This is a genomic window from Chryseobacterium sp. TQ-BC-N36 (genome assembly GCF_058382295.1).
Genome location: NZ_CM178175.1, coordinates 4,237,501 through 4,251,221, shown reverse-complemented (window position 1 = coordinate 4,251,221; position 13,721 = coordinate 4,237,501). Strand labels below are relative to the sequence as shown.

Sequence of the window (13,721 nt, the reverse complement as noted above, 5' to 3'; positions counted from 1 at the left end):
TATGGAATTTTTACCAATTACTTCTGCTGAAGACCCCAGAGTTCAGGAAATCTATACATCTTACACCACAACTTTTCCTGCAGATGAACAACGAGACCAGAAACATTTTTTAGGGTTATTTACCAATCCTCATGTAAAATTCATGTCCGTCATTTATGAATCTGAAAAGGTAGGATATCTCATCCTGTGGGAATTGAGCTCTTTTGTTTTTGTAGAACATTTTGAAGTTTTTGAGAGGTTTAGAAGTAAAAAACTGGGATCTACGATTATGAATCATTTATCAGAAAGTTATCCAAAGATTATTCTGGAAATTGAACCGGCTGATTCAGGTGAGGATGCGTCAAGACGCTATTCTTTTTATCAGAGAAATAATTTTAGTCTGATTGATACCACTCATGTACAGCCAAGTTATGGTGAAGGGAAAAAATCTCTGAATCTGTGGTTGCTTGCCAATTATACTCCTGAAAATTTGGAGGAAGCTAAAAGAGAAATTCTTGATATCATTTATCATTAAAATATAAAAGCCAGAATAGTATCTTTTTCTGGCTTTTTCTTATTATTAGTTTACTTCGTACTCCAGTTTGATTGTAATACTGGCCTCTTTTTCTTTGGATGAAGTATTGAAAGTCCCACCATAAGAATAGTCTTCATTCGAGTTAGGTGCTGTAATCTGAATCACTCCCATTGTTGCTTTCTTCAGATTTCCCAGGCTGCTTCCTGAATTTTCTGCAATTTTTTCAGCGCGCTCTTTTGCATCTTTTGTTGCACTGGCAATCATCTCCTGTTTCACTGTCGCCAGCTTGGTATAGAAATAGGCAGGTGACGAAGAGGTGAATTCTATGCCGCGGTTGATAATTTCAGTAATATTTCTGGAAAGATTTTCTATTTTGCCCACTTCTTTACTTTCAATAGAAACCTTTTGAGTAAGATTATAGCCGGAAAATTCTCCCTGTACATAATTTCCGTTTGAATCATTATAGCTTCTGAACTGTTTTTGAATATCTACAGAAGAAAAAACAATCTCCTTCTGTTGTATCCCTTTTGAAAGCAGATAGTCATTGATTACTTTTCTATCTGTCGCCAGCTCATCATAAGCAGATTTCAGATCCATATTATTTTTAGAAAAACTTCCGGACCAGGTGATCAGATCTGAAGTGAATTGTTTTGTTCCCAATCCTGTTACAGAAATGGTATTTTCAGATTTGTTCCTGTTCTTAATGGCATTCCCTAAAAACCCAAGACCAATAACGAAACCTAATGCTGCAACAGCTACTGCAAAAATGCTTTTATTCATAAAATATGTGAATTTGGATTGTTATCCTAAAATTGTATCAATTTCTATTCCAATATTTTAAGATTTCATTAACATTTAAATTACTTTTCATGCTGTTCCAGCCTTTCCATAAAAAGAGGCACTGTTTCTTCCAATCTCAACATTACGCCGGAAAGGTTTCTGGCCTTCACATAGGTTCTTACCTGAGGTTTTGCTAAAAATGAAAACTCAATAAATTCTGAAATTCTGTCGGCTGGGATTCCCGCTTTGACAAAATATTCATCATCTATCCTGTTGCGAATCCAGGCAATATGCTCCTGGAGATCATCATACTTATATTGTCTTTTCTGTCTTCTGGCTTTACCACTTATCAGATCATACACCCCCTGAACATTCAGGTTTCCTAAAAGTATCGGTAAAAGGACACTTTTCACTTCTGCCGGTTTCTCTCTCATCTTTCCAACTGGCTGCGGAAGACCTACAGCATCTCTTACCTGTTCTCCTTTATCTACTTTGGCTACAATCCGGGAATCCGCTTCCAGATCTCCAGTCAGTTTTTTAACAATCTTTACTTCTCCTACGTCCTTCGGAATCTGATAAAGGACAATATACAACGGCAAATTGATATCACTGGTAAGAATCCTTCTGGAAGTTCGGTTAAAATCTTCCTTTACGAATCTTAATTCATCATTAAGATTGGCATCAATAGAAAATATTCCTTCTGCATCAGAATGTACCTTTTTGTCGGTAGACATGTTGATCACAATTACTTTACTCAAGTTTTCTCCATTGTCATCCACTATGCGTCCTGTCACAGTCTGCTGGGAAAAAATGAAAGTGCAGCAAAGAAGCATCAGGAAAAGAAAAATTTTTCTTATTCCAAATGAATTGTTATTTTCTATGATATAACCCAATTTTTAATTTTTGTAAATACTATTCTTTAATTCCTTCTGGTTTATTCGTTTTACTGTACTCGCCAAAGGCGATTTTAAGTTCATACTCAATGGTCGTGATACTAAAATCTTTACGGTATCTTTTTGCCAATGAACGGGTTTTATCAGCATAAAGAAGAAATGCATCAATCTGTTCCTCATCCATTCCGTATTTTCTCAGGAAATCCAGATTGACTTCATTTCTTACCCTTTTAAGGAAATCCTGTGTCTCATTATAATTAGCTTTAGTGACTTTAGGCTTTGTCAATTTCTTTACAGCATTAAATACACCAAACAGATTGACCTGCCCCGCATTGAAATCATGACCGGTAAAAGTCCTGGAAACAGCATTACTAGGTAAAGGCTGATTCAGCGGACTCTTCATATACTCCTCCATATCTGACTTTAATGCATGTAGCTTTCTGGATTCATTCAAATGCTGATTATCTTTAGCGAGATTTCCAGTAGGTCTATATTTAACCCTCACTTCCGGAATCTGGATTTCTATTTTTTTCAGAATAATATTCAATGGAGTACTGAAATCCTCTCTGGCTATTTTTTTGTCAACCCGATAATAACCTTCCTTTACAAATCTGATCTCATCATTTTCCTGGGCTTCCATCGTAAAGTTTCCGGACATATCACTCAATATGCTCTTATTCCCCGAAATGTTAACAATAAGTACAGGAGTTAAATCCTGCTCATCGCCTGTGATGATCTTTCCTGATATTCTTTGCTGTCCCCACAATTCTGAAGCGATACAAAAAAGCACAAGAAACAATAGCCTGTTGATACGTTTCATTTCCATTTACCTTTGAGTTTGTGGAGCACGATACGATGAAATTCTTGTCAGGACAAAACGTTGAAACCTATTCAGATCCGCATCACTGCAAAATCCATATTTCAGTATTTTTTTCCTTTCAAAACCTCCTGCAAAAACATAATAAATAAAGTGGTCAATCAGAGGTTTCTCTATTTTGAGATTGGTAAAGTAATCATCACCCAAACTTGCTCTGATGTACTTCATTAAATCTACATCATCCCATTTATCTTTAACTTTCCCTATGGAAAATCCCTGTCCTTTCGGCTGCACAAATTCCCCTGGTTTCGCAGCCAATATTCTGGGATCTGATTTCTGGGAAATATACCGGTCAATTTCTTTGGTCAGTTTGTCAACCTTTTGGGGTTTATTATAGAGTTTTGAATCTATTTTCAGGTTTCCGGTAAGACCTTGTTTTACTTCAACTTCCGGGATCTGAATAGTTTGCCGTACAAGGCTGATGTTCATTGGAGACTGGGTATTTTCCTGAGAAACTTTTTTTGTGAGGCGCTCATAACCGGCTTTTATAAAACGTAATTCATCTCCCTTTCTTCCGGAAATCATAAAATGGCCGTCTTTGTTTGAAACTACAATCTCATCAGTTCTGATATTAATAACGTTCACATCCTGCATTTCAGCACCATCTTCAGAAGTAATTTTCCCGAATATATAACTTTGGGCATGAATATGAATAGAAAGAACAAAGGATAAGAAAAAGAATAGTTTGAGTTTCACGGGCCGTTTTTTATAAAGCAAAGCTAAAATTATTTTTAATTTATACCATAAGTTTAACCACAGTTAACGTGTTTTAATATTTCTTTTTGATTTTTGCCTTATGAACTGTTAAATAGCTAAATCAAATTGTTAAAGTTTCTTTTAAATTTTAGCTAACTTGCAGTCTCAATTCTCTTTCAACAATGCAAAATTCTTATACAGTCATCAATGCATCTGCCGGATCCGGGAAAACGTATGCCCTGGTACAAAGGCTTTTGATGATCTGCCTCCGATATCCTAATCAGCAGCAATCGATCAGGAATATCCTTGCACTGACCTTTACTAATAAGGCAGCCAACGAAATGAAGGAGAGAATTTTATCCTGGCTGGGAAATTTTTCAGCTAAAAATTATGCTGAAAATCCGGATCTGAAAAATATCCAGAAGGCGTTTGAAGAACAGGGCTTAAAAATTACAATTGACGATCTTCACCTACGTTCTAAAAAATTACTGGATTACGTTCTCCACAATTATTCCACACTGAATATAGGGACAATTGACCGCTTTAATTCAAGACTGGTAAGAAGTTTTTCTTACGAGCTGGGGCTGGCCAAAAATTTTAATCTCGAAATTGAAGCTGAACCTTTTTTGATAGAAGCTGTGGATAAAATGCTGGATCAGATTGGTGAAAATGAAAAGATTTCCCATTCTTTCATGGATTATGTAGATTACAGTCTTGAAAATAATGAAAGAATCAATCTTAACAAAAACCTTTATGATTCAGCAAAAGAATTTGTGAAGGATATTCATTATGAACATTTGAAAAGTAATAAAAGCTTTGATGACACCAATTACGAAAATATAAAAAATGCACTCCGTAAAGAGATTGTGCTGAACAAAAAACAGTCTGCAGAACTTGCTCTAAGCTCTATAGAGTTATTCACATCAAGAAATATAGAGATTGAAGATTTTGCCCAGGGTAAAAACGGAATCGGAGGTTTCTTTACCAAAGTCATTGATTTTTATCAGCAGAAACGAACCGCCTTCCCTTTTCCTACTACTTTGGAAGAATCTGTGATCAACAATTACAGAAAAGGAGCTTCATCAAAATCAAAGCATAAGGAATCTGAGATTTTTGAAATTCTTGATCAGCTGCTGGAAAACAGAATGAAACTTATCCTGCTGTATATTGAAACTCAAAAGAAAGAGAAAATTTTGTCTGCACTTCTTCCCTTAAAGGTAAACAAGGATATTCAGGACGAGCTTCAAAAAATTGAAGAGGAAAATGACCTGGTTCTTCTTTCCAAGTTTAATATTCTGATTAATGAAAATCTTAAAAATGAACCATCTGCGTTTATTTATGAAAAAGTAGGTTCACAGTTTCAGCATTATTTTTTTGATGAATTTCAGGATACTTCAGAGCTTCAGTGGCAGAATTTTGTCCCGCTGAGAGATCACAGTGTTTCCACAGAACATACCTCTTTTACATTGGTGGGTGATCCCAAGCAGAGTATTTACCGCTTCCGTGGTGGTGAAAGCAAGCTTATGCTTGACATTATCAACAAAAAAGAGTTTTCACCTAAAGAAGCAGATCTTCTTGTACTGAAAGATAACTGGAGAAGCGCCAGGAATATTGTACAGTTCAATAATGAGCTCTACCGTTTTCATTCTGAAGGGCTGCTGGAAGAACATAAGAATATCTTCGGGGCAGATGCTGAACAAAGCCCCAAGTCAAAGATTGATGGACGCGTAAAGGTAAATCTGATCGAAAATCTTACAAATGAAGAGTTTTATACTGACACTTCTGAAAGCATGCAGAAAGATATTCAGGAATGCCTGGATAACGGTTTCAAATTCTCTGATATTACGATTCTTTGCCGCGGAAATTTTGATATTTTCAGCTACTCCCAGAAACTCGGAGGTTTAAAAGTTAACTATAAAGGAGAAGAAACTAATATCAAAACAATCTCGGATAAAGGCCTTACCCTGGAACTTTCCAATACTTTAAAAGCTGTCATTGAATTTTTGCGATGGGAAATCAATCCTAAAAATAAGCCTTGCCTGATCATGATGATGTATCATCTGAATACACTGGGAAAAATCCATATGCCGGATTTTACTTTGGAAATGAAAGAAATTCTGGACATTGAAAGCCATGAAGAAATACTTGAGTTCATTCAGCAGAAGTATTCGCTCCAGCTTAAACAGGACAATTTTCCGAGATTTAACCTGTATAATTTCATTGAATACTACATCAATGAATTTTCTGTTGAAAACAAAGAGACTGATTTCTTATTGAACTTCCTGGAAATGCTTTTCAATTTTACACAGAATGCCGGTGCCAGTACCAAAGAGTTTTTGAAATACTGGGATGAAGAGGCATCTTCATACACCATTCAGGCTTCGGAAAATATTGATGCTATCCAGATCATGACGATTCACAAATCTAAAGGACTGGAGTTTCCTATTGTTTTTATTCCAATGATGAACAAAAACCGGGACAGCGAATTTACCAACTGGTTTGACACGAATGAAAATGATGCCCTGAAATCAGTAAACATTAACCAGTTCAGTAAAAATCTTGAAGCTTACGATGATGAGATTCTTTTTTTTAACAGTAAAAATGCTTATAAAAATCTGATTGACAGATTATGTCTGCAGTACGTTGCGACGACAAGACCTGTTGAGCAGTTATTTTTCTATCTTCAGAAACCAAATAAGACATCAAATAACCTCGAGCTTCTGGATTTCCTCCAGACAAAAAACCAGGAGCAGGCAGATGAGTTTGATCTGTATCCTGTACATCCGGAAATGCTGAAGAAACATTCCAAGGATAAAAGCTCCTCTTTTAAAACTCAGAATATTCAGAACCTGAAGAATGTTAATGAAAAAAGCACATCCATCAGAATTGCTACACCATCCAAGAATTATCAGGTACGCAATGAGAAGGTAAGAATCGGGCTTTTTGTCCATGAGCTTTTATCAAAGATCAATACTGAAAAGGATATAACCAAGGTATTGGAAGGATATGCTTTGGAAGGACAGATTACGCTGGAGGAAAAAAAAGAAATACAGTACACATTGCAGGAAATCGTCAATACGTACGCAGAATATTTTGATGAAAAATGGGAAGTAATCAACGAAAAAGATATTATGATCTCTGAAAATGGAGAAAGTCATATATTCAGGCCAGACCGTATTTTAAAGGGAAATGAAGGATATATTATTGTTGATTTTAAAACCGGAGAACCAAAGGCAAAGGATGAAGCACAGGTGGAAGGTTACAAGAATATACTTGAGCGACTGGGTAAAAAGGTTATAAAGACACAGATTATTTATCTATAAATGCTTAGCCAAAAAGGTTATGATAATTCTTGTAAAAAATACGCCAAAATAAAAAAGGTTTTATTATTTTTATTAAGCATGAATTAAATATAGTTTTTGATTATATTTTGAACACAACTGACCATGAAAATATATCTAATTTCCTTCGCAATAAGTTTGATCGTAATGTCTATTTCTACGGTGATCACTTTTAATATTATGGATTGCTTAGATCCTCCGGTTACAGAAGATGGACATCCATATATGCCTACAGAAAACCTTGTAAAATCTTTATTTTTAAGTTTTGTATTAGGAGCATTTGTTTTTATTACTGCCATTAAAATCCAGAGACAGAATCTCCAAAAATAATTCTTACTGATAGTTTACCAATTCAGGCTTCTGATGATTACTGATTATGATAAAATAAAAACCGCTACTCTTTTTGGATAGCGGCTTTATATTTGAAAAGCTTTTCATCTTAAGCAGTTGTATCAGGAGTGAATACTCTCTGAGACAATTCCTGATCAAAAAGGTACAATGCTGATGGATTATCGCAGACCATTTTAATTTTTGTAACATACTGAGAAGCACTGGCCTCTTCCTCTACCTGTTCGTTGATAAACCACTGCAGGAAGGATGTAGTTGCAAAATCTCCTTCTTCGTTAGCATTCTTTACAATATTGAAAATACTTTTAGTTACAATTTTCTCATGTGCCAATGCTTTTTCAAAAATATCAGTTGCATTTTCGAACTCATGTGGAGGTTTTGGAATTTCTCCAATGATAATTTCCCCGCCTACATCATTCAAATAATCAAACATCTTGTCTGCATGCATCAATTCTTCTTTGCTCTGTACTCTGAAATAATTGGCAATTCCATCAAGATCTTTTCCTGAAAACCAAGCAGACATTGAAAGATAATATTGAGCGGCATATTGTTCGTGGGCTATTTGTTCGTTAATTAATTTTGCAATTTTTTCGCTAACCATAAGTATTAAATTTACAGTCAAAAATAGGGAATAAAAGCCCGAAATCAAAAGTTTTAAATAAAATTAATGCAAAAAGGATGGAAAAACATCCATCCTTAACACATTAAAAAACTAAAATTACAAACTGTTATTTTACTTCAGCAGTTCCTGTATTCATAGGCTTTTTCATCATTCTTCTTTCTTTCATTGCCATTTTCATTTTCTCTGCTTTTGCTTTTCTGTCAGCCTGCCATTTATCATATTGATCAGGAGTAAGGATTTTTTTCATATCAGCATCCATTTGTGTTCTTTTGGCCTGCATCTCCTGCATCTTAGCCTGTCTGTCCATTTTATTTTTTTCAAACTCTGCCTTCATTTCCGCTTTTCTTTTATCCTGAAGCACCTTTATCTGAGCTACCTGAGAAGCATTAAGATTAAGGTCCTTTTGCATCTGATCTAAATGCTCCTGTTGTTTTTGCTCCATTCTCTGCTTCATTTCAGCTGCTCTTGCCTGCCTGTCCTGTGGAGTTGTAGTTTGTTGTGCCATGGCAAAACTTCCCATTCCGATAAATGCTATTGCTAAAACTAATTTTTTCATCTTTTTAAAATTTAATTAATTGTTATATATCTTTTTGATTACGAATTAAAACACAAGTTAAATTAACAAATTCATAAATAATGTTAAATTTTAACAAAAATAAAACAACGGAACAACAAAAAAAGGACAGATTATAAAAACCTGCCCTTCACACCACTTAAATATAATATATGAAAATTAATTCCTTACTAAACTGCCTCTAAAGCCACCACCGCCACCACGGTTTTCTTGTCTTGGGGCAGAGTTTTCAGATCTTTGTCTGAAGCCTCCTCCATTATTTCCTCTGAAGCCGCCATTATCTTCTCTTTTAGGAGCTTCTCTCCTTACTTCACTGTTTCCTCTGAAACCACCTCCATTGCTGTTTCTGAAGCCACCGTTATCAGAATTTCCTCTGAAGCCTCCTCCATTACTGTTTCTGAAACCGCCATTATTCTCAGCATTGTTTCTATTTCCTCCATTATCAGAATTTCCTCTGAAGCCTCCTCCATTGCTATTTCTGAAGCCGCTGTTATTGTTGTCACGGAAGCTGCCGGAATTTCCATTGGTTCTGGTATTCCTGAAACCGTTATCTGCTCTGTTGTCTCTTCTGATAATATCAAAGGTAGGATTATCCATTCTGCGGAATCTTGATCTGTCTACCCTGTAAATATTGATATTGACATTTCTATATCTTGGCATTACAGCATATCTTGGTACGTAATACGTTCTTCTATAGTTCTGGAAATATACAATCGGACTGTAGCCTCTGTAATAGTTATTCTGGAAAACAACAAATACTCTTGGCCCTAATATCCTTTCTAATGCATAAAACCTGTCATAATACCATCTGTCCGGATTGTATCGGTAGAAATTATTCCAAACACTAAAACTTGCGTATAGATTATTAAGTCTTATGATCTGGTCTACCTGCCAGCGGTTTAGTCTGTTCTGTACAAAAAATCCGTTCCAGTCAATATTAATGATACTATTTCTATAATCGTTATAATAACTTTGATAATAATCACTTGGATAATAATCCTGAGGATAATTGTAGTAATAATCGTCAGGGAAATAATTCCTGTCATCTTCATCGCTGTAATAGCCTCCATCATTCTGATAATAACCATCATCTCCCCAACCATTGTTCGGATATTGCTGAGCTGACGTCAAAACGCCCAGCCCAAAAGCTAATCCCAAAAATATTTTTTTCATCTCTATAGTCGTTAATTGGTTAATATATAGCAGAATATCTTAATTCTATTTCTTTGATACAAATAAAAAAAAGAAGTTAAATCCTAAGATCAAACTTCTTTTAAAATATTATTAACTAACTGATAATCAATTGTTAAATTTACATTCTTCCGCTATCTTTTACCCAATGAGCAATTTTTTTATTGAAAGATTTCCTTTCTTTCAGATCTTCCAGTTTTAAATGCATTCTGTAACGCCAGTAATGGGGGAAAACCGCAGGGTTATTAATTCTTTCATTATCAATTTTAGGATTTGTAAGTTCTGCATCTGTAGCCAGGAACTCCTGGATCGGGAAAATGGCAAGCATCGCCTCATTATACAGATGCTGCTTCATCATAATTTCTGCAAGATAAGGAGTCAGGTCTTCGGGAGCTTTTCCATACTGTATCAGCTGTTCATTATAATATCTTTGTGTAAGTATCCGATCTTCTTTCCACCATTGTCTTAAGGTTGAGCTGTCATGGGAAGAAGCTGTCACCACGTTCATATAATTGGCGTACTTAGGATTATAGAAAGGGATATTTTCGGCAGGCATTCTTTGTACTTTAAGAGCTATAATGGCCAATTCATCCATTACAACAGGTACACAGGCAGGAACCATTCCCAGGTCTTCACCACAGATCAGCATTTTAGTAGCATTCAGAATAACCGGCAGTTTTTCCATGGCTTTTTCATACCACAAATGATCTTGTCTTCTGAAGAAGTAATCATGGTACAAATCATAAATGCTTTTCTGTTCAGATTCCGGAAGATATTTATAAGATTCCGTGTTATATACATTGAACCTTGGATGATAAACCGTTTTTCCATTTCTTTCCTCTGGTAAGAACAAAACATTGGCACATAGAGAAATCAGTTTTTCTTCCAGTGGTCCATATGATTTTTTCTTAAAGAAATTCACCAGCTTTCTCTGGGTATCAAATTCTTCTTTAAAAGTATAAGTGCCATCTTCATTACGGATCATCAACTCAAGGGCTTTTTCACTTTCTTCCCCAAAATAATCCCACAGGATCTGATTATTGATGAAAGGCTTGCAATACCTGTCAAAACTGAATGGAATCTGCCAGGCCTTAAATTCATCTGCAACGATAGGAACAGCTGGATAAAAATATCCCAAAATCCCTTGTACAGCAGAAATCGGCATTCTCCATATTCTGAAGAAACCTAAAATATGATCGATTCTCATGGCATCAAAATATTGCTCCAATGCTTTGAACCTGTTTTTCCACCATCTGTAGTCGTCCGCTTTCATAGCTTCCCAATTGTAAGTCGGGAATTCCCAGTTTTGCCCCAGTTCTGTAAACTGATCCGGTGGTGCTCCCGCCTGAAAATCCATCCCGAATAATTCCGGTTCTGCCCATGCTTCTACGGAATATCTGTAGATACCAATAGGAAGATCTCCTTTCAACGAAACTCCCAGGTTATGGGTATAATCAACAGCATCTTTCAGCTGTACATCCAACTGATATTGCACCCATGCATGAAGCATTGAGCTATCATAATCTTTACTTTTTGTTGTAAAAAACTGAGATATCTTTCCGGCAATATATTTTTTGTGGGTTTTCCACTCGTTGAAATTGGGTGTCTTATATTTATCCCTTAAGACACAGAATGCCGAATAGGGGACCAGCCAGTATTCATTATCCTTAATGAATTTTTTGAAGTTTCTTTCCTTATAAATTTTATCTTTTTCAGCATTGAAAACAGCCGTAATATATTTCCATTTGCCTTCGATTACCTTTTCATAATCGATCAGATCCAAAGCATTTAACCGTTCTTTTTCAGACAGATACTCATCAACTAATTCTTTCGGTAAAGAATAATCAAGTTTTTCTAATGAGATATATTGTGGATGTAAAGCATAAACAGACACTGCCGCGTATGGGTAGGAATCAGTCCAGGAATAGTTGGCTGTTGTATCATTGATCGGAAGAATCTGAATAATACCAAGATTGGTTTCTTTCGTCCAATCTGCCAGTTTTTTCAAGTCTGCAAATTCCCCGACTCCGAATCCATCTTCACTTCTCAAAGAGAATACCGGAACCGCAACCCCGGCATCATGATACATCTGATATCCTTTAAACCTGAAATAATGATTGGAAACAATCTGCAGCACGTCATTCAAAGGATTCGCCACCGTAAATCTATTTTCGCCGGTTTCTACATCTATAACCTTATTTTCTTTTGTATCGTAAATACAGTATTTAAATTGGATATATTCATTTTCAGGAATTTCAACAGACGCTTCCCACATTCCAAAATCTGTCTGCTGCAGGTGAATAACCTTGTCATAGCTCCAGTTTCCCAGAGATGCGGTATTTCCAAAAAGAACAATCCTCCAGTCCGGATTATAAATAGGGGCTTCTATTCTGAATAAGTGAGTATGTTTTTTTAAAACCGTTATTTTTTCAGGAACGAAATCATGCAGCTTGTTATAAAGAATTTTATTATTTAAATAATTTTCAGGAAAATTTTTATTATTCCATTCGTCAAAAATGATAAACTCCTTATAATTATGTGGAAAACTTAAATGATGCGGAACAAATTCTTCCCTTAAAACATTTCCTTTTTCATTTACCACCCGGTATTGATAAGAAATGGATTTTGAGAAATAGTCCACTTCGCATTTCCATAGCCCATTTTCTGCATAAAACATAGTGTGGATATGTAAGGCATTCTCATCTTCACCAAATACCAGCTGCAGGCTTTCTCCGGCCTTTACAATATATCCAACATTAAAGTATAGTTTCATCTATATTTTTTTATAAAAGTACATTTTAATATCGAAAAATAAAACTTATTAAATATCAAATAATCATTAAAAGACCTTCTCAAAATAAACTGAAAAGGTCTTTATATACTGATTTATAATATCCTGTTATTTGGTTACAAGAATCTTTTTATTAAATACTGATTTTCCTGAACTATTAGTAATATTAACAATATAAGCACCTGTCAGCAGTCCTTTAAGATATACTTTTTCGTCTAATGAACCCTCGTTGACAGACAAATTCTGAGTCATTACATTTTTACCTGACATATCAAATATGTTCAGTGTAACAGTACCTTTTATTTTGTTATTACCATGAACATTAATATAGTGTTCATCAACTCTTGTTGGGTAAATATCAAGATCAGCTGTAAAATTGTTTACTGTTGATGATTTATCATTCACAAAATATTTACTGGCCAAATCATAAATATGCAATTCTTTTTCTCCCGGTAGCTCCTTAGCCTCCAGGTTCGTAAGGTCGACCTCGTACAGCGCACCTCCTTTTGCACTTGCTATTACTACTTTACCGTGGGCATTTACCGCAGAGCCGTTCACAGAATAGTTATCCGGAATTCCCGCTATCTTTCCAATAAATTTAGCTTTTAAATCTTTTGTCAGAATTTTGAAAACATTTCCTGAAGCTGCAAAAACATAGAAGTTGTTATCTGCATCAGCAATCATATCTCCTCCAAAACCAGTTTCCATAGCTGTAAATGAATTTCGTCCATTAGAAGCATCATCTTTAATGATTCCCAGATCACTCGCTACATATTGCCCATCTTTTTTGCTGATTTCCAAAAACTGGGTTCCTGCATTATTCACAGCATAGACATTACCGTTATATCCTGTTGCCATTCTCGTGATATGAGAATTAATATCACATGAAGTTACTCTTGCAACACTATTTTCTACTAAAGTGATTTCTTTTGTTTTTGGATTCAAAACATAGATATTCGAAGAAAACATAGGCATATACAGCAGATTGTTATTCGAAGAATCATATGCAAGAGCGGCTAAAGTCACTGCCTGAGAGTTACTGTAAGAATTTTTGTCTTCTGCTACAACGCCTTTTCTGGCCTGTGAAAATACTT

12 protein-coding genes (1 of these 12 running past the window's edge) are annotated in these 13,721 nt (G+C 35.4%); 3 read left to right on the top strand and 9 right to left on the bottom strand.

The genetic code is table 11. The features are described from left to right. Position 1: 1 nt before the first annotated feature. Complete coding sequence (locus AC3FI7_RS19120; RefSeq protein ID WP_491460699.1) at positions 2–514, top strand: GNAT family N-acetyltransferase; 513 nt, start codon at positions 2–4, stop codon at positions 512–514. Between the two features lie 45 nt (positions 515–559). Here the strand turns inward: AC3FI7_RS19120 and AC3FI7_RS19115 are convergent, their stop codons facing one another. The 4 genes from AC3FI7_RS19115 to AC3FI7_RS19100 all read right to left on the bottom strand — a co-directional run bounded on the left by AC3FI7_RS19115 (position 560) and on the right by AC3FI7_RS19100 (position 3,760). Beyond that, a complete protein-coding gene (locus AC3FI7_RS19115; RefSeq protein WP_291905302.1) occupies positions 560–1,294 on the bottom strand; it encodes an SIMPL domain-containing protein in 735 nt (244 codons plus the stop codon). Positions 1,295–1,374: 80 nt separating this feature from the next. Then, positions 1,375–2,187, bottom strand: a complete 813-nt coding sequence (locus tag AC3FI7_RS19110; protein WP_491460698.1) for a carboxypeptidase regulatory-like domain-containing protein — start codon at positions 2,185–2,187, stop codon at positions 1,375–1,377. A gap of 19 nt (positions 2,188–2,206) precedes the next feature. Then, the gene (locus AC3FI7_RS19105) at positions 2,207–3,013 is read right to left on the bottom strand and encodes a hypothetical protein (protein WP_491460697.1); all 807 of its coding nucleotides are present in this window, start codon (positions 3,011–3,013) and stop codon (positions 2,207–2,209) included. Continuing rightward, a complete protein-coding gene (locus AC3FI7_RS19100) occupies positions 3,014–3,760 on the bottom strand; it encodes a peptidase associated/transthyretin-like domain-containing protein (RefSeq protein WP_142726171.1) in 747 nt (248 codons plus the stop codon). Between the two features lie 182 nt (positions 3,761–3,942). Here AC3FI7_RS19100 and AC3FI7_RS19095 point away from each other — a divergent pair, with 182 nt between their 5' ends. Continuing rightward, positions 3,943–7,083 carry a UvrD-helicase domain-containing protein gene (locus tag AC3FI7_RS19095; RefSeq protein WP_491460696.1) on the top strand — a complete coding sequence of 1,047 codons (3,141 nt, stop codon included), beginning with the start codon at positions 3,943–3,945 and terminating at the stop codon, positions 7,081–7,083. A gap of 123 nt (positions 7,084–7,206) precedes the next feature. Beyond that, positions 7,207–7,431 (top strand): hypothetical protein, encoded by a 225-nt coding sequence (locus AC3FI7_RS19090; RefSeq protein ID WP_142726173.1) that lies wholly within the window; start codon positions 7,207–7,209, stop codon positions 7,429–7,431. A 109-nt stretch (positions 7,432–7,540) separates the two neighbouring features. Here the strand turns inward: AC3FI7_RS19090 and AC3FI7_RS19085 are convergent, their stop codons facing one another. The 5 genes from AC3FI7_RS19085 to AC3FI7_RS19065 form a co-directional block, all read right to left on the bottom strand. After that, a complete protein-coding gene (locus AC3FI7_RS19085) occupies positions 7,541–8,050 on the bottom strand; it encodes a ferritin (RefSeq protein WP_002981834.1) in 510 nt (169 codons plus the stop codon). Between the two features lie 127 nt (positions 8,051–8,177). Beyond that, positions 8,178–8,627 (bottom strand): DUF4890 domain-containing protein, encoded by a 450-nt coding sequence (locus AC3FI7_RS19080; RefSeq protein WP_491460695.1) that lies wholly within the window; start codon positions 8,625–8,627, stop codon positions 8,178–8,180. A gap of 177 nt (positions 8,628–8,804) precedes the next feature. Next, the gene (locus AC3FI7_RS19075; protein WP_142726175.1) at positions 8,805–9,818 is read right to left on the bottom strand and encodes a hypothetical protein; all 1,014 of its coding nucleotides are present in this window, start codon (positions 9,816–9,818) and stop codon (positions 8,805–8,807) included. 139 nt (positions 9,819–9,957) lie between these two features. Beyond that, positions 9,958–12,609: a 4-alpha-glucanotransferase gene (locus tag AC3FI7_RS19070; protein ID WP_491460694.1), complete on the bottom strand. Its 2,652-nt coding sequence runs from the start codon at positions 12,607–12,609 to the stop codon at positions 9,958–9,960. Between the two features lie 126 nt (positions 12,610–12,735). Beyond that, positions 12,736–13,721, bottom strand: the 3' portion of a protein-coding gene (locus AC3FI7_RS19065; protein WP_491460693.1) for a T9SS type A sorting domain-containing protein. It continues 181 nt past the right edge of the window; the window shows 986 of its 1,167 coding nt (coding positions 182–1,167); its start codon lies off the right edge, out of view; the stop codon is at positions 12,736–12,738.

Excerpts from the sequence above, each read along its gene's own strand:
- AC3FI7_RS19095 (WP_491460696.1), top strand. The coding sequence starts at position 3,943 with ATGCAAAATTCTTATACAGTCATCAATGCATCTGCCGGATCCGGGAAA.
- AC3FI7_RS19085 (WP_002981834.1), bottom strand. The coding sequence starts at position 8,050 with ATGGTTAGCGAAAAAATTGCAAAATTAATTAACGAACAAATAGCCCAC.
- AC3FI7_RS19105 (WP_491460697.1), bottom strand. The coding sequence starts at position 3,013 with ATGGAAATGAAACGTATCAACAGGCTATTGTTTCTTGTGCTTTTTTGT.
- AC3FI7_RS19120 (WP_491460699.1), top strand. The coding sequence starts at position 2 with ATGGAATTTTTACCAATTACTTCTGCTGAAGACCCCAGAGTTCAGGAA.
- AC3FI7_RS19080 (WP_491460695.1), bottom strand. The coding sequence starts at position 8,627 with ATGAAAAAATTAGTTTTAGCAATAGCATTTATCGGAATGGGAAGTTTT.
- AC3FI7_RS19070 (WP_491460694.1), bottom strand. The coding sequence starts at position 12,609 with ATGAAACTATACTTTAATGTTGGATATATTGTAAAGGCCGGAGAAAGC.
- AC3FI7_RS19075 (WP_142726175.1), bottom strand. The coding sequence starts at position 9,818 with ATGAAAAAAATATTTTTGGGATTAGCTTTTGGGCTGGGCGTTTTGACG.
- AC3FI7_RS19090 (WP_142726173.1), top strand. The coding sequence starts at position 7,207 with ATGAAAATATATCTAATTTCCTTCGCAATAAGTTTGATCGTAATGTCT.
- AC3FI7_RS19115 (WP_291905302.1), bottom strand. The coding sequence starts at position 1,294 with ATGAATAAAAGCATTTTTGCAGTAGCTGTTGCAGCATTAGGTTTCGTT.